Genomic DNA, 16918 nt, shown 5'->3' on the forward strand with positions numbered 1-16918 from the left:
ATACAAAAACGCCCCAAAGGTAATGAATACCATTTGGGGCGTTCTTTTAACTAAATAAAAACTTACTTAGTTAGTGCTTCGCTACCGTTTTCACGGATTTTAGCTAAGATAGACTTAACTACGCGAGCGTTACCAGCAACAAGGTTACCTGAAGTTAGGTAGTTAGTGTTGCCTGTAAAGTCAGTACAGATAGCACCAGCTTCACGAGCGATTAGTTCACCTGCAGTGATTTCCCAAGGCTTAAGACCTAGTTTAACAACAGCGTCAACGCGAGCTGCTGCTAGGTAACATAGGTCAAGAGCGCTACAACCAGATTGACGCATATCGTCACACTCTACAAATAGAGCGCCCTGGATTTTTTGGAAGCTTTCAGCGTGCTGTTTAGCTGCGAAAGGAAGACCTGTAGCAACAACAGTTTCAGCTAGGTTACGAGGTTCAGTTGCACGAATACGTTGGCTGTTGATTTGAGCACCAGCGCCACGAGTTGCCGTGAATAGCTCGTTACGAGAAGGATCGTATACTGCAGCAATTTCAGTACGACCACGCATGCGTAGTGCAACAGAAATTGCATAGTGAGGGTAACCACGAGAGAAGTTACGAGTGCCATCTATTGGGTCAATGATCCACTGACAATCTTTATCTCGGCCTTCTTTAACAACACCAGATTCTGCACTTGTGATGCAGTGGTCTGGGTAAGACTTAAGGATTGTCTCGATGATGATAGCTTCCGCTTCAAGATCGATATTAGTAACAACGTCATTGCCTTTTTTTGCAACAGTGATTGCTTGAGTTTTTTCTAAAGATTTAATGACATGGTCACCAGCCTTTCGTGCAGCACGAATGGCAATATTAAGCATAGGATGCATAGGATCTTCCCAACAGATGTTAAAGAACTAAAAAGCGGCGGCGAGTATATCAGAGATCACAAAAAAGGGAAGTGGTGATTTTTTAATCTTGTTAAAAAAATAGCGGTAGAAAAAGATAATGAGAATGATTTCATATTGTTATTTTGATAAATAAACTAGCAATCAATAGGTTGTGACTATTAGACATATAAAAGATATGTTTTCTCCTTTTTTGCTTAGGCTGTGGTAGAATTGTCGAGTTTGAAAAATAGTCGGAAAATTGCTTCGTCATGTTAGAAAATATTCGTATTGTCCTGATCGGAACCTCCCATTCAGGAAATATAGGTTCTGCTGCTCGCGCTATGAAAGTAATGGGCTTAACCAATTTAGTCTTGGTTGATCCTGCTTGTGAAATTGATGAACAAGCGATGGCTTTAGCCGCTGGCGCATCAGATATCGTAGAAAATGCAACAATAGTTAAGACTCTCGATGAAGCAATTGGTGATTGTGGTCTTGTGATTGGCTCCAGTGCCCGTTCTCGCACACTAGAATGGCCACAATTGGATCCCCGTGAATCTGGGATCAAAACCGTTAATGAGTCGGCATCTCATCCAGTGGCAATCTTGTTTGGTCGTGAGCGTACTGGCCTAACTAATGATGAATTACAGAAGTGCCACTGCCATGTTTATATTCCTGCCAACCCAGAATATAGCTCGCTTAATCTAGCGATGGCGGTACAAACCATCAGTTATGAAATTCGTATGGCACATTTAGATGCGATTAAGTATCAAGGCGATGCGAAGGTAGAAGAGTACCCACGCGCAAAAGAGCTGGAATTATTCTATCAACACCTTGAAAAGATTTTGGTGAAGACCCAGTTTATAAATGTTAAGCAACCTGCAATGGTGATGGCGAAATTACGTCGTTTATTTACGCGTGCTCGCCCTGAATTACAAGAGCTTAATATTCTACGTGGTGTGTTGTCATCGGTTGAAAAGTCTCTGCCAAAGAGTGAAAAATAACCTTTTTTTGTTCATGGTTAAAAGTCTGACTAAATTACTCAACTATTTACTTGACCGATTTAGTCAGGCATGCGACACTCGCCTTATATTCACACAAGGGTAGTAGTGTTATGAGACTGACTTCTAAAGGAAGATATGCTGTAACGGCTATGTTGGATGTAGCGTTACATTCACAAGATGGGCCGGTACCTTTAGCCGATATTTCTGAGCGCCAAGGTATCTCACTATCTTACCTTGAACAATTATTTTCTCGCTTACGTAAAGCCGGTCTTGTTGCTAGTGTTCGTGGTCCTGGTGGCGGTTATCGCTTAGGGGACGATGCTAATAAGATCGCAGTAGGCATGGTTATCGCGGCTGTTGATGAATCTGTTGACGCAACTAAGTGTCAAGGAAAGGGGGACTGTCAGGGTGGAGTGCGTTGCTTAACTCATACGCTTTGGCGTGATCTCAGTTCCCGTATTAGCGGCTTTTTGAACAACATCACCTTAGGTGAGTTGATGGAAGACAATGATGTGCAAGCCATTTCAGATCGTCAAGATCAAGAGCTTATTGCTCTAGGCCAGAAAACATCGTTTGGACATAAAAAAATGCACGACAGCGCCACAACAATAGGTGTCGATGTCCGCTCCTAGAGACGAGACGTTCGTGTTTTCGGAGAAGAAGATGAAACTGCCAATTTATTTTGATTATTCAGCTACTTGCCCTGTAGATCCTCGCGTTGCAGAAAAAATGATGCAGTGCCTGACTATGGACGGCACTTTTGGTAACCCAGCGTCACGTTCGCACCGTTATGGTTGGCAGGCAGAAGAAGCGGTAGATAATGCACGTGAGCAAATCGCCGAGCTTCTTAACGCTGATCCTCGTGAGATCGTATTTACATCTGGTGCTACTGAATCAGATAACCTTGCAATTAAAGGTGCTGCTCACTTCTATAATAAGAAAGGTAAGCACATTATTACTTGTAAGACCGAGCACAAAGCGGTTCTTGACCCATGTCGTCAACTAGAGCGTGAAGGTTATGAAGTTACTTACCTTGCGCCAGAAGCTAATGGCCTTATTGATATGGCTAAGCTTCGTGATGCTATGCGTGAAGACACAGTTTTAGTTTCTATTATGCACGTCAACAATGAAATCGGTGTTATTCAAGATATTGATGCAATCGGTGAAATGTGTCGTGAAAATAAAACCATTTTCCACGTAGATGCTGCACAGTCAGCGGGCAAGCTACCAATCGATGTTCAGAAAACAAAAGTAGATCTTATCTCTCTTTCTGCACATAAAATGTATGGCCCTAAAGGTATTGGTGCGCTGTATGTTCGCCGTAAGCCTCGTATTCGTCTAGAAGCACAAATGCACGGCGGTGGTCATGAGCGTGGTTTCCGTTCAGGTACTCTACCAACTCACCAAATCGTGGGTATGGGTGAAGCGGCTCATATTGCTAAGCAGCAGATGGAACAAGATTACCAACACGCAGTAACACTACGTAACCGTTTCCTAGAAGCGTTGGGCGATATTGAAGCAATGACCATTAATGGTGATTTAGAACATCGTCTACCAAATAACCTAAACATCAGCTTTGCATATGTTGAAGGTGAATCGCTTCTGATGGCACTAAAAGATCTTGCGGTATCTTCAGGTTCTGCATGTACCTCAGCAAGTCTTGAGCCATCTTATGTACTACGTGCTTTAGGTTTGAACGATGAGCTAGCACATAGCTCAATTCGTTTCTCTTTTGGTCGCTTCACAACAGAAGAAGAAGTAGACTATGCCGCTGCACAAATTAAAGGTGCAGTAGAGAAACTTCGTAGCATGTCTCCACTATGGGATATGTTTAAAGAAGGTATCGACCTAAACACAGTTGAGTGGGCTCACCACTAATCTTTAGCGGTTATTAAATATTTCGAGGAAATTCATCATGGCATATAGTGAAAAAGTAATCGATCATTATGAGAATCCGCGTAACGTGGGCTCATTTGATAAAGGCGACAAGAACGTTGGTAGTGGCATGGTTGGCGCTCCAGCATGTGGTGACGTAATGCAACTTCAGATCCGTGTATCTGATGGCGGCATTATCGAAGACGCAAAATTTAAAACATATGGTTGCGGTTCTGCCATTGCATCAAGCTCTCTAATCACTGAGTGGGTTAAAGGTAAAACGCTTGACGAAGCAGCATCTATTAAAAACGCAGCTATTGCAGAAGAGCTAGAATTACCACCAGTGAAAGTTCACTGTTCTATCCTAGCTGAAGATGCAATCAAAGCAGCAATCAGCGACTACAAGAAGAAACACGAACAAGATTAATACCTGAGAGGGGTTGTATGGCCATTACTATCACTGAAGCGGCAGCAAGTCGCGTTTCTACATTCCTGGCAAATCGCGGCAAGGGCATTGGCCTTCGTTTAGGCGTGCGCACTTCAGGATGTTCGGGAATGGCTTACGTCCTTGAGTTCGTTGATGAACTTGAAGAAGGTGATGAGATGTTTGAAGAGAAAGGCGTGAAGATTATCGTAGATGCTAAGAGCATGCTTTATCTTGACGGCACTGAGCTTGATTTTGCCAAAGAAGGGCTAAATGAAGGCTTTAAGTTCAACAACCCGAACGTATCAAGCGAATGTGGTTGTGGTGAAAGCTTCAACGTCTAATCGTCTATGTAGTTTAATTAAACCTGACTGCTATCTTGGTTGTCAGGTTTAGTTTTTAAAGATATCTGATGCGATATGAATCATTTCGAACTATTTGGACTTCCTTTCCTATTTGCTTTAGATAACCAAGAGTTATCAACGCAATTTAGAGAATTACAGCGTCATTTCCACCCTGATAATTTTGCTATGGCTTCTGAGCGCGATCGTATGATGGCGATGCAGAAAGCAGCACAAATTAATGATGCCTTCCAGACGCTAAAAAATCCGATTTCTCGTGCAGAATATATGCTTTCTGAACGTGATGAAGACATTCGTGGCGAACAAAAAACGCTACAAGATATGGACTTCTTGATGCAGCAAATGGAGCTTCGCGAAGCGTTAGAAGCTATTGCTGAACAAGATGAACCAGAATCTGCTCTTGCTGATTTTGACCAGCAAGTATCATCTATGTACCGATCTTATCTACAACAGTTAGAGCAACTGTTAAATCAAGAACAATGGCCACTTGCGGCAGATTGTGTACGTAAATTGAAGTTTATAGCTAAGCTTCGTGATGAAGTTGAGCAGTTAGAAGATAAACTATTTGGTTAACGCTAAGTATAAATAATACTAAGTCTACTGATATTGTTTGATGATTGAGAGATAGACTTGGTATAACCCAATGACAATCGCGATCTAGATACGGAGCGTTATTGTCATTGGCTATATAACCTATAGGAATGATAATGGCACTGTTACAGATTGCTGAACCCGGTTTAAGTGCTGCACCCCATCAACATAAATTGGCGGTGGGTATTGACTTGGGCACCACAAACTCTCTTGTTGCTGCTGTTCGCAGTGGTGTACCAGAAGCGCTTAGTGATGAGCAAGGCCGCACTATTTTGCCTTCAGTTGTACATTTTGGCTTAGAAGATACGCTAGTTGGCCATGAAGCTCGTGCAATAGCCCAACAAGATCCAACGAATACTATTGTCTCAGTAAAACGTCTGATGGGGCGCTCTCTTGCTGATATTGAGCAGCGTTATCCTCAACTTCCTTATGAGTTTGAAGCCTCTGAAAATGGTTTGCCTTTACTGAAAACGTGTGTAGGTAAAATCAACCCAATCCAAGTTTCCGCTGAAATTTTAAAATCCTTGGCTGATCGTGCAACCAAAACTTTAGGTGGCGATCTTGAAGGTGTGGTTATTACTGTTCCGGCATATTTCGATGATGCTCAGCGAGCAGGTACCAAAGACGCAGCTAAGTTAGCCAACCTTAATGTATTACGACTGCTTAATGAACCTACAGCGGCAGCTATTGCTTATGGTCTAGATTCAGGACAAGAAGGGGTTATCGCGGTTTACGATTTAGGCGGTGGTACCTTTGATATTTCTATTTTGCGCCTATCAAAAGGTGTATTTGAAGTATTAGCAACTGGCGGTGATTCGGCGCTTGGTGGTGATGACTTTGATCATCTTGTTGCCGAGTGGATTTTGTCACAAGCTGGCATTGAGCAAGCTCTTACTGCATCAGAGCGCCGTGCTCTACAAGATATTGCTCAAGCGGCAAAAGAAGCGCTTACTGATACTGACTCAACCGATGTGACTTTCTTAGGTTGGCAAGGTCAGTTAACTCGTGAACAATTTGATGAGCTTGCTCGCCCGCTGGTTAAGAAGACGCTAATGTCTTGCCGTCGCGCACTAAAAGATGCTGATATTAGCTCTGAAGATGTGCTTGAAACCGTGATGGTTGGTGGTTCTACCCGTGTGCCGCTTGTGCGTGAAATGGTGGGTGACTATTTTGGCAGAACACCGCTAACCTCGATTGACCCTGATAAAGTGGTCGCCATAGGTGCTGCGATTCAAGCTGATATTTTAGCGGGCAATAAGCCTGATTCTGAAATGCTATTATTGGATGTGATTCCGCTTTCTCTTGGTATTGAAACCATGGGTGGCTTGGTTGAGAAAATCATTCCGCGTAATACCACAATCCCTGTTGCTCGTGCGCAAGAATTTACGACGTTTAAAGATGGTCAAACTGCGATGTCCGTTCACGTAGTACAGGGTGAGCGTGAAATGGTATCTGATTGTCGTTCTCTTGCTCGCTTTACGCTACGTGGAATCCCTGCAATGGCAGCTGGTGCGGCGCATATTCGAGTTACTTATCAAGTTGACGCTGATGGTCTGTTGTCTGTAACCGCAATGGAGAAAAGCAGCGGCGTACAGTCTACGATTCAGGTTAAGCCATCTTACGGTCTAACTGATGATGAGATCGCAACCATGATCAGCGACTCAATGACTTACGCACAAGATGACAAAGATGCTCGTGCATTGGCTGAACAACGTGTTGAAGCTGATCGCGTGCTAGAAGGTTTAATTGCTGCTCTAGCGGCTGATGGTGAAACGTTACTGAGTAAAGAAGAGCGTGACGCCCTAGAAGCGGTAATGATGGAATTGGTTCAGTTACGTCAGGGTGAAGATGCCCGCGCAATTGAAGCCGGTATTAAGAAAACAGATAAAGCTAGCCAAGACTTTGCTGCTCGACGTATGGATCAATCCATTCGCCGTGCGCTTGCTGGCCAGTCAATTGATGAGGTTTAAGCATGCCTAAGATTGTTGTACTGCCAAATGAAGATCTATGTCCTGAAGGTGCAGTATTAGAAGCCAATGTTGGCGAATCAGTACTGGATGTAGCACTGCGTAATGGTATTGAAATTGAGCATGCTTGTGAGAAGTCGTGTGCGTGTACAACCTGTCATGTAATTATTCGTGAAGGCTTTGACTCTTTAGAAGAGAGTGACGAGCTAGAAGATGACATGTTAGATAAAGCATGGGGTCTTGAGCCAGAATCTCGTCTAGGTTGCCAAGCTTTGGTTGCCGACGAAGATTTGGTGGTAGAAATTCCACGCTATACAGTGAACCTTGCTAAAGAGAATCACTAACTAAAAGAGACCGTCCATTGTGACGGTCTTTTTGTATCTAAGTAGGAGAAAAAGATATGAGCTTGAATTGGACGGATTCGCGTGATTTAGCTATTGAACTATGTGATTTACATCCTGATGTTGATCCAATGACAGTACGATTTACCCAACTACGTGAGTGGATTATGGAGTTAGATGGCTTTGAAGATGAGCCTAGCCATTGTAGCGAGAGAGTACTGGAAGCTGTTCAAATGTGCTGGATCGAAGAAGCTGATTAATTTTTCTGTGGTGAGCTTGCCTTTTATGGGGGAGCTCATCATTTATTAAATGCAATAGAGTGGCCGCTTTTGGGATAACGCTTGCTACTAACTGATGACTTTCCCCTCAAACTATTCTTTTTTCACCTCTATTTAGGCTTTTTTTGTTGTATTTTTGCCGTTAAACCCCCATAACATTAAACAATACGATAACAGTCTTGTGATGTTATCTTTTGCTGAACGTTTATGCACCTGTCTGTATTTTGTATTCTTTCGTGCATACGATGTCTTTACTCAAGGAGTGGTACATGTCTACCAATATGCTTGTTTTTCTCTCTCAACAACCTGCTGATGATAAGTGGGGCAACAATGCCTTAGTGAGCTTTGATGCTAATGGTGCTGTTATTCATCTAACGGGCTCCGATCCATTACTCACGATTCAGCGTGCCGCACGTAAGTTAGATAGCCAAGGTATGAAGCAACTTGAGCTGGCAGGTGATGGCTGGGAACTTGAGCGTATTTGGGCATTTTTACTGGGTCAACGTAGTTCGAAAACGGTTGAAACAGCAACATGGCCTACGTTATCTGAAGCAGAAGAAAAAGAACTGGCTGCACGTTTACAAACGACTAACTGGGTAAGAGGAATCATCAATCAACCAGCTGATGAGGTTCGTCCATCACAACTTACTGCTCGCGCTGCTGAGTTTATTAAATCGTTAGCGCCTGAACATGTTACTTATAAGATTGTTAAAGGTAACGATCTGCGTGATGAAGGTTGGAATGGTACCTATACAGTTGGTCGTGGTTCGGATCACCGTCCTGCGATGTTACGCCTAGACTACAACCCGACCGGAAACCCTGATGCTCCCGTTTTTGCTTGTTTAGTGGGTAAGGGCATCACATTTGATTCTGGTGGTTATAGCATTAAACCATCAGCAGGCATGGCTGCAATGAAAGCGGATATGGGTGGTGCTGCGCTGGTAACGGGTGGCTTAGCAATGGCAATTGCCCGTGGTTTGAATAAACGAATCAAATTGGTACTGTGCTGCGCAGAAAACATGATTTCAGGTCGTGCTGCAAAATTGGGCGATGTGATCACCTATAAAAATGGTAAGACAGTTGAGATTTTAAATACCGATGCAGAAGGTCGTTTGGTTCTTGCCGATGGTCTGATTTACGCGAGCTCTCAAAATCCAGAATTGATTATTGATTGTGCGACCTTAACGGGAGCGGCGAAAATGGCCGTAGGTAATGACTACCACTCGCTACTGACCTTTGATAATTCGCTAGCACAAAAAGCATTATCAGCAGCACAAGCCGAAGGTGAAGGTATGTGGCCTCTACCTCTTGCAGAAATCCACCGTGGTATGTTGCCATCTAACTTTGCTGATCTAGCCAATATCTCATCGGGTGACTTTATGCCAGGCGCAAGTACAGCAGCGGCATTTTTATCTTATTTTGTTGAAGATTATCACCAAGGCTGGATGCATATTGATGCTAGTGCCACTTACCGTAAAGGTGCTAATGATATGTGGGGCGCAGGAGCAACAGGTGTTGGTGTGCGCACTTTAGCTAATATTTTAACGCAAGAATAATGATTGATTTAACGCCTTAGCTCATTGAGTTGAGGCGTTTTTATTTGGAACAAAAACCATGTTAAAAGTGTTGTTATGCGCTGAAGCTTCTGCTGAGCTTTGGGGTGAGAATGCATTAATCAGTTACCAGTCTGATGCTGCAACTATCCATTATGCGGGGGATTATCCTTTACGCCGAATTCAACAGGCGGCACGACGATTGCAATCCCAAGGTGTACAGAATATTCAGCTAGAAGGCGATAATTGGAGTTACGAGCGCCAATGGGCCTTTTACTGTGGTTATACCTCACCAAAGGCATCAGGTATTTTGCAATGGGCAAGCATTGATGAAGATGAACTAGAGTTGCTTAATGCTCGTCGACACTGCGCAGATTGGTTGCGCAAAGTTGTCAATGCAACACCTGATGAAATGTATCCAGAGCAATTAGCCGATGAGGTCACGCAATTTTTAACGGGGATTGCCGGCGATAAAATATCGAGTCAGAAGATTGTTGGTGATGAACTACTGAACCAAGGTTGGGTTGGCATTCATAGCGTAGGTCGAGCCAGCCAAAGACCTCCTGTAATGTTAACCATCGACTATAACCCAACGGGTGATAATAATGCGCCTGTTTCTGCTTGTTTAGTGGGTAAGGGGATTACGTTTGACTCTGGCGGTTACAGCTTAAAGTCCAGCATTGGTATGTTGGCAATGAAAAGTGATATGGGTGGAGCGGCAACGGTTGCTGCGGCTTTAGGTTATGCCATTGAGCAAGGGCTGCGTCAACGTGTTCAACTGATCTTATGTTGTGCCGAAAACCTTGTTGCGGGCAATGCCTATAAGCTTGGTGATGTGTTGCACTATAAAAATGGTGTAAGTGTTGAAGTTGTCAATACAGACGCTGAAGGTCGCTTGGTTCTGGCTGATGGTCTTATTGCTGCGAGTAAAACCCAAGCGCCACTGATTATTGATGCTGCGACATTAACCGGGGCTGCGGTAATGGCTCTGGGCGAAGATTACAACGCCATTTTCAGTTTAGATAAATCTTTATTGTTACATGCTCAAGGTTTATCAGAGTTAGTAAATGAGCCTGCATGGCCTCTTCCTTTAGAGCCTTGGCATCAGAATCACTGCCCATCCGATTATGCCGATACTGCTAACAGCAGAGCACAACCGGGCGGTGGTATGGGAGGAGCATCTAATGCGGCGGCATTCCTCTCTCGCTTTGTGGATACCGATCAGAGTCGTTGGATTCACTTCGATTTGTCGGCAGCCTTTAAAGAAGGAAGTGATGCTCGTTGGGGAGCGGGAGCAACTGGACTTGGTGTTGCGAACATTGCTGCACTACTATTTTAAGTAGTTGCCCATATTAAGGAAATCGTTTGGAAGAAGTGGGAGTGTAGCTGCCACTTCTTATTTGGGGAAATAGAGTACTTACGACAAAAGGAAGAATAATAATGACTATAGAAAGAACATTTTCAATCGTTAAGCCAGATGCAGTAAAGCGTAATCTAATTGGTGCGATTTATCATCGTATGGAAAGTGCAGGCTTTAAAATTGTTGCCGCTAAAATGATCCATATGACATCAGAGCAAGCCCAAGGCTTTTATGCAGAGCACGAAGGTAAGCCATTTTTTGATGAATTAGTGGCTTATATGACTTCTGGTCCTGTAATGGTGCAAGTACTAGAAGGTGAAAATGCGGTGGTACGTTACCGCGAGCTTATGGGTAAAACCAATCCAGAAGAGGCCGCTTGTGGCACCCTTCGTGCCGATTTTGCTTTAAGCTTACGCCATAACTCAGTTCATGGTGCCGATAGCCCAGAATCAGCGGCTCGTGAAATTGCTTACTTCTTTGCTGACGACGAGATCCTATCTCGTTAATGTTCTGATATATAAAAGTAAATCACTGAATTAATAAATAACCCCATTAATAACAGTGGTTTATGCTAGGCAATCTAATACATTAAAACGGAAGTGAGGCTCATTTCCGTTTTTTCTATTTTATCCAGCCAAATCTTTTCATATTTTCTATTCTGCCCCTTTATCCCCAGGAGGCTAGGGCATAACAAGTGGAAACTGCCTGCCAAAGCCTGTACAATTTCGCGCCTTAAACCAAACTTACCATAACGATGGTTTTTGCATATAGCCAATCTCAATGATTGATTGGTATCAAAGGTCCTGTCGCATAAGTATTTTTTGTGAAACCGCATACGCTTATGCCTAAGGCACAGATTTCGTCATGTATTTCAAGAGGCATTAACTAATGACAGCTGTTAAAGTGAATCTACTGGATTTTGATCGCAAAGGGATGCGTAAATTCTTTGCTGAGGAATTAGAGGAAAAAGCATTTCGAGCCGATCAGATCATGAAGTGGATCTATCATTTCGGCTGTGATGACTTTGATCAGATGACCAATATCAACAAGAAGCTTCGTGAAAAGCTAAAAGTGATTGCGGAAATCAAAGCTCCTACCGTATCTGCGGCTCAGTATTCAAAAGATGGCACCATTAAATGGGCGATGCGTGTAGGCGATCAAGATGTTGAAACGGTTTATATCCCAGATGATGACCGTGCAACATTATGTGTCTCATCACAAGTAGGTTGTGCTCTAGAATGTAAATTCTGTTCAACCGCTCAACAGGGCTTTAACCGAAATCTTCGTGTATCTGAAATTATTGGTCAGGTATGGCGTGCAGCTAAAGAGATTGGTGTTCAAAAAGAAACAGGCCGTCGTCCTATTACTAACGTGGTAATGATGGGTATGGGTGAGCCTCTTCTTAACATGAAGAACTTACTACCAGCTCTTGAAATTATGTTAGATGATTTGGGTTTTGGTCTGTCTAAACGTCGTGTAACCGTATCAACTTCTGGTGTGGTATCAGGTCTTGAGCAGATGATCGGTAATATTGATGTTGCATTGGCGATTTCTCTGCACGCGCCGACTGATGAGCTTCGTTCTCAGATCATGCCAATCAATAATCGTTGGAATATTGAAGAATTTTTAGACGCAGTTCGCCGTTATGTAAATTCAACTAACGCTAACCGTGGTCGAGTGACTGTAGAATATGTATTGTTAGACCATATTAACGATGATATGGAACATGCGCGTCAGCTTGCGAAAGTTCTTAAAGATACTCCAGCAAAAATTAACCTGATCCCATTCAATCCATATCCAGGTTCACCTTACAATAAACCAAGTAATTCTCGTATTGATCGTTTCATGAAAACACTGATGGAATACGATATTACGGTTACCGTTCGTAAAACACGCGGTGATGATATTGATGCTGCATGTGGCCAGCTTGTTGGCGATGTGATTGACCGCACGAAACGAACTCAAGCAAAGCAGCAAGGTGAACAAATCCCGGTGAAAGCTATCTAAATCAGGGATCTACCATTTAACTGCGAAACAAGGACGAAGGAGCGGAGCATCTTATGGTACGATGGACTATGTACCCATTGCTATGTGGTTTATTAATGGGTTGTGTCACGGTTAATGAAAACGGTGGCACGACACAAGAGTTCAATAGCACCGAGGCTGCAGAAGCTCGTATTACCTTAGGCTTAGGGTATTTACAAGCGGGTCAATGGCAACGGGCTAAAGAAAATTTAGACTTAGCTTTGAAGTATGCTCCAAAATATTATCGAGCCCAAAATGCGATGGCGTTTTACTATCAAAAAGTTGATGAAAATGCCAAAGCCGAGGCTATGTACAAAAAAGCTTTACAAGATTCTCCAAAAAATGGCGATGTTTTAAATAACTATGGTGTATTCTTGTGTAGTGAAGCTCGTTACGATGAAGCGATAAACGCTTTTGAACAAGCCATTAAGCAACCGTATTATTATCTGACTTCGGCCAGTTACGAAAATGCAGGATTGTGTAGTGTCAAGAAAGGGGACTTAAAGCAAGCTCGTTTCTTCTTTGAAAAATCATTAACACACGATCCAAATCGTCCGAAGTCGATGTTGCAGCTGGCGCAGCTTGATATAGATGCTCATCATCTGTCTGATGCTCGCGTTCAGCTATTTAAGTTTAATAAGAGATATGGGTATCAGCCAGATAGCCTGTGGTTATTGATTCAGCTAGAAAGAAAAGCTGGAAAGACAACGCAAGTTGCTAAATATGCAGGTTTATTGAAAAAAGAATTCCCTGATTCTCAGCAATATCAGAATTATCTAGCCAATGAATAGAGAACAGAACGAAGAACGACAAGCTGAAATAGCTCAGACTCCGGGCGAGATGTTACGTGCTGCACGTGAACAACTTGGTTATTCACAAAAGGATATTGCCAACCGTTTGCGTCTACGTCTTTCTGTTATCAACGACATTGAAGACAACCGTTTTGAGCAGGCGCAGTTAGCAACATTTACCCGTGGTTATGTGCGCTCTTATGCCAAATATGTTGGCGTTGATGAGAAAAGCATCTTAGCGCTGCTTGATCAATATGGTCATGCTCAGCCGCAAGAGCAAGAAATGCAAAGTTTTTCCCGCCGTACAAAACGTGAAGCTCATGATAGTCGTATTATGGGCTTAACTTGGATCTTAGCTGCCGTCTTTTTAGGACTTACTGCTGTGTGGTGGTGGCAGAGCTTGCAGGTTCAACCATCTACCCATAAAGAATCGACTGTTAAAGCAGAAGTGAGCGCACCTGCTAATGAGCAAGACAGCAGTTATGTGTCAACATTAGAAGAAAATGGGGCGGCAACGGTTACTAAAGCTGATACCTCACCATCTTCAGCCGCTGTTGCACAGCCTGAATCTGCTAATACTTCATCCCAATCCAATACATCAGCTTCATCTGAGACCTCTGCGTCATCAGAGTCTGCTACAAGCAATCAAAGCGTAGCTAATCAAGCAGATACTTCTGTAACAGAGGCGAAACCTGTTGATGTTCAAACACCAGCGGCAGAAGAGACCGTTGCTGTTGTGCCAGATCTTCAATTGACCTTCTCTGGTGATTGTTGGATTGATATCAAAGATGCTAATGGTAAGCGTCTTGAAACTGGAATTAAAAAAGCGGGTGATAAACTTGATCTTGATGGGAAAGCGCCATTTAAGATTGTACTGGGAGCACCTGGTGTTGTGAAAATGAATTACCAAGGGCAACCAGTTGATTTGTCAAAATACCCGGCGGGTCGCGTAGCCCGATTTAAGCTGCCGCAGTAATAGAGTAAGAGCAATGCATAACGAATCTCCAATTAAACGTCGCCAGTCTTCCCGTATTTATGTTGGTAATGTACCAATCGGTGATGGCGCTCCGATTGCTGTGCAGTCGATGACTAACACTCGTACCACCGACGTTGAAGCGACAGTGGCTCAAATTAAAGCTCTTGAGCGCGTCGGTGCTGACATTGTTCGTGTTTCTGTACCAACTATGGATGCTGCAGAAGCTTTCAAATTGATTAAGCAACAGGTGAATGTACCTTTGGTTGCTGATATTCATTTTGACTATCGTATTGCACTGAAAGTGGCTGAATACGGTGTTGACTGTCTGCGAATTAACCCAGGTAATATTGGTCGTGAAGATCGTATTCGTGCAGTAGTTGATTGTGCACGAGATTATAATATTCCGATTCGTATCGGTGTTAACGGCGGTTCTTTAGAAAAAGACATTCAAGAGAAATACCGTGAACCAACACCAGATGCATTAGTAGAATCAGCAATGCGTCATGTGGATATTCTTGACCGTTTAAACTTTGATCAATTCAAAGTGAGTGTTAAGGCCTCTGATGTCTTCTTAGCGGTTGATTCATACCGTAAGCTAGCACAACAGATCAAACAACCTTTGCATTTAGGTATCACAGAAGCAGGTGGTGCTCGTGCCGGTTCAGTTAAATCGGCTGTAGGCTTGGGTATGCTGTTATCAGAAGGTATTGGCGATACCCTGCGTATTTCTCTTGCCGCAGATCCAGTTGAAGAGATCAAAGTTGGTTTTGATATTCTTAAATCACTACGTATTCGCTCTCGTGGTATCAACTTTATCGCTTGTCCAACGTGTTCACGCCAAGAGTTTGATGTTATTGGTACAGTGAATCAGTTAGAGCAGCGTTTAGAAGACTTAATCACACCGATGGATGTCTCTATCATCGGTTGTGTGGTTAACGGTCCTGGCGAAGCTGAAGTATCTCATCTTGGTATTGCTGGTGGTAATCGTAAGAGTGCGTTCTATGAAGACGGTGTTCGTCAGAAAGAACGTTTTGATAACGATAATATTATCGATCAGCTAGAAGCTAAGATCCGAGCAAAAGCGTCAATGCTTGATATGAATAATCGCATTGATGTAAAAGAATTAGAAAAATAAGCGTTAATCGTGTTCGATTAGTTTCGGACACGATTCACTATTTTCTTTAGACGTTATATATTCGATCCCATTTCCTATCGGTTAACGAGAATTAAAGTGGCGAAACAAATCCAAGCAATTCGAGGCATGAACGATTGCCTTCCAACACAGTCTCCTCTTTGGCAAAAAGTAGAAGGCACGGTTAAACAAGTGATCAGCTCATACGGCTACAATGAAGTACGTATGCCTATCGTTGAATCAACGCATTTGTTTAAACGCGCTATTGGTGAAGTGACTGATGTTGTTGAAAAAGAAATGTACACTTTTGAAGACCGCAATGGCGATAGCCTAACACTGCGTCCTGAAGGTACTGCGGGTTGTGTCCGTTCTGGTATTCAAAACGGTTTACTGTACAACCAAGAACAACGTCTATGGTACATTGGTCCAATGTTCCGTCATGAGCGTCCACAAAAAGGTCGTTACCGTCAATTCCATCAGTTTGGTGTTGAAGTATTTGGTCTAAATGGTCCAGATATTGATGCTGAACTTATCATGATGACAGCTCGTCTATGGCGTGAGTTAGGTATTCATGAGCACGTTACTCTAGAGCTAAACTCAATTGGTTCTTTAGAAGCTCGTGCCGAGTACCGCACTGCGTTAATTGCGTTCCTTGAGCAGCATATGGAAGTGTTGGATGAAGATGCAAAACGTCGCATGTACACCAACCCATTACGCGTATTGGATACCAAGAATCCAGAAATCCAAAATATTCTAGGTGATGCACCTAAGCTTTCTGAGTATTTAGACCAAGATTCTCGTGAGCATTTTGCTGGATTATGTGAACTATTAGACGCTGCTGGCATCAAATATCAAGTAAATGAACGTCTTGTACGTGGTTTAGATTATTATAACCGTACAGTTTTTGAATGGGTTACTGATAGCCTAGGTGCACAAGGTACTGTATGTGGCGGTGGTCGCTACGATGGTCTTGTGGAGCAGTTAGGTGGCAAAGTGACTCCTGCTGTGGGTTTCGCAATGGGTCTAGAGCGTCTAGTTCTGTTGATGGAAACCTTAGAACAAACAGAAGTACGTCGTTCTGTTGATGTTTATATGGTAACTGCGGGTGAAGGTACCCTTGCAGCTGGCATGAAGCTTGCTGAAGTTTTACGTTCACAGATCCCAGATCTTCGCGTTATGACACACTTTGGTGGTGGTAACTTTAAGAAGCAATTTAAACGTGCAGATAACGTAGGTGCAGTTGTTGCTCTGGTTCTTGGCGAAAACGAAATTGCTGAGAATACAGTAGTAGTAAAAGATCTACGTGGTGGTGAGCAGATCACCATGAACCAGGATGACGTAGCAGCGAAGCTCGCAGAATTGATTTAAGAGAGGAC

Annotated in this window: 18 protein-coding genes; 17 read left to right on the plus strand and 1 reads right to left on the minus strand. The window is 43.2% G+C overall.

The window, feature by feature from the left end; genetic code table 11:
- Positions 1–62: 62 nt before the first annotated feature.
- Positions 63–866: an inositol-1-monophosphatase gene (suhB, locus tag WAX86_RS03605; RefSeq protein WP_065170061.1), complete on the minus strand. Its 804-nt coding sequence runs from the start codon at positions 864–866 to the stop codon at positions 63–65.
- 269 nt (positions 867–1135) lie between these two features.
- Here suhB and trmJ point away from each other — a divergent pair, with 269 nt between their 5' ends.
- The 17 genes from trmJ to hisS all read left to right on the plus strand — a co-directional run bounded on the left by trmJ (position 1136) and on the right by hisS (position 16910).
- The gene (trmJ, locus tag WAX86_RS03610) at positions 1136–1867 is read left to right on the plus strand and encodes a tRNA (cytosine(32)/uridine(32)-2'-O)-methyltransferase TrmJ (protein WP_065170062.1); all 732 of its coding nucleotides are present in this window, start codon (positions 1136–1138) and stop codon (positions 1865–1867) included.
- A gap of 110 nt (positions 1868–1977) precedes the next feature.
- Positions 1978–2499 carry a Fe-S cluster assembly transcriptional regulator IscR gene (iscR, locus tag WAX86_RS03615; RefSeq protein ID WP_065170063.1) on the plus strand — a complete coding sequence of 174 codons (522 nt, stop codon included), beginning with the start codon at positions 1978–1980 and terminating at the stop codon, positions 2497–2499.
- A 31-nt stretch (positions 2500–2530) separates the two neighbouring features.
- Complete coding sequence (locus WAX86_RS03620; RefSeq protein ID WP_065170064.1) at positions 2531–3745, plus strand: IscS subfamily cysteine desulfurase; 1215 nt, start codon at positions 2531–2533, stop codon at positions 3743–3745.
- A 37-nt stretch (positions 3746–3782) separates the two neighbouring features.
- Entirely contained in the window at positions 3783–4169 is a 387-nt protein-coding gene (gene iscU / locus WAX86_RS03625) for a Fe-S cluster assembly scaffold IscU (RefSeq protein WP_005300790.1), read from the plus strand.
- 17 nt (positions 4170–4186) lie between these two features.
- Positions 4187–4510, plus strand: coding sequence for an iron-sulfur cluster assembly protein IscA (gene iscA / locus WAX86_RS03630; RefSeq protein WP_036764320.1), 324 nt, complete (start codon positions 4187–4189; stop codon positions 4508–4510).
- 75 nt (positions 4511–4585) lie between these two features.
- Positions 4586–5101, plus strand: a complete 516-nt coding sequence (gene hscB, locus WAX86_RS03635) for a co-chaperone HscB (RefSeq protein ID WP_044176421.1) — start codon at positions 4586–4588, stop codon at positions 5099–5101.
- A 134-nt stretch (positions 5102–5235) separates the two neighbouring features.
- Entirely contained in the window at positions 5236–7089 is a 1854-nt protein-coding gene (gene hscA, locus WAX86_RS03640) for a Fe-S protein assembly chaperone HscA (RefSeq protein WP_138222453.1), read from the plus strand.
- Between the two features lie 2 nt (positions 7090–7091).
- The gene (fdx, locus tag WAX86_RS03645; protein WP_044176417.1) at positions 7092–7430 is read left to right on the plus strand and encodes an ISC system 2Fe-2S type ferredoxin; all 339 of its coding nucleotides are present in this window, start codon (positions 7092–7094) and stop codon (positions 7428–7430) included.
- Between the two features lie 62 nt (positions 7431–7492).
- On the plus strand, positions 7493–7687 hold the full coding sequence (iscX, locus tag WAX86_RS03650) for a Fe-S cluster assembly protein IscX (RefSeq protein ID WP_341489367.1): 195 nt from the start codon (positions 7493–7495) through the stop codon (positions 7685–7687).
- 287 nt (positions 7688–7974) lie between these two features.
- Positions 7975–9261 carry an aminopeptidase PepB gene (gene pepB / locus WAX86_RS03655; protein ID WP_068946898.1) on the plus strand — a complete coding sequence of 429 codons (1287 nt, stop codon included), beginning with the start codon at positions 7975–7977 and terminating at the stop codon, positions 9259–9261.
- Between the two features lie 58 nt (positions 9262–9319).
- Complete coding sequence (pepB, locus tag WAX86_RS03660) at positions 9320–10597, plus strand: aminopeptidase PepB (RefSeq protein ID WP_341489118.1); 1278 nt, start codon at positions 9320–9322, stop codon at positions 10595–10597.
- Positions 10598–10698: 101 nt separating this feature from the next.
- Positions 10699–11124, plus strand: coding sequence for a nucleoside-diphosphate kinase (ndk, locus tag WAX86_RS03665; RefSeq protein WP_068967867.1), 426 nt, complete (start codon positions 10699–10701; stop codon positions 11122–11124).
- A 382-nt stretch (positions 11125–11506) separates the two neighbouring features.
- Positions 11507–12625, plus strand: coding sequence for a bifunctional tRNA (adenosine(37)-C2)-methyltransferase TrmG/ribosomal RNA large subunit methyltransferase RlmN (locus WAX86_RS03670; protein ID WP_065170068.1), 1119 nt, complete (start codon positions 11507–11509; stop codon positions 12623–12625).
- A 53-nt stretch (positions 12626–12678) separates the two neighbouring features.
- Positions 12679–13434 carry a type IV pilus biogenesis/stability protein PilW gene (pilW, locus tag WAX86_RS03675; protein WP_005300745.1) on the plus strand — a complete coding sequence of 252 codons (756 nt, stop codon included), beginning with the start codon at positions 12679–12681 and terminating at the stop codon, positions 13432–13434.
- Complete coding sequence (gene rodZ, locus WAX86_RS03680) at positions 13427–14410, plus strand: cytoskeleton protein RodZ (RefSeq protein ID WP_065170070.1); 984 nt, start codon at positions 13427–13429, stop codon at positions 14408–14410. Before pilW ends, rodZ begins: the two co-directional genes overlap by 8 nt.
- Positions 14411–14423: 13 nt before the next feature.
- Complete coding sequence (gene ispG / locus WAX86_RS03685; protein ID WP_044176405.1) at positions 14424–15545, plus strand: flavodoxin-dependent (E)-4-hydroxy-3-methylbut-2-enyl-diphosphate synthase; 1122 nt, start codon at positions 14424–14426, stop codon at positions 15543–15545.
- Positions 15546–15641: 96 nt separating this feature from the next.
- Positions 15642–16910 carry a histidine--tRNA ligase gene (gene hisS, locus WAX86_RS03690; RefSeq protein ID WP_005300737.1) on the plus strand — a complete coding sequence of 423 codons (1269 nt, stop codon included), beginning with the start codon at positions 15642–15644 and terminating at the stop codon, positions 16908–16910.
- Positions 16911–16918: the final 8 nt, after the last annotated feature.

It is taken from the genome of Photobacterium damselae subsp. damselae, from assembly GCF_038086725.1.
Lineage (GTDB): Bacteria > Pseudomonadota > Gammaproteobacteria > Enterobacterales > Vibrionaceae > Photobacterium > Photobacterium damselae.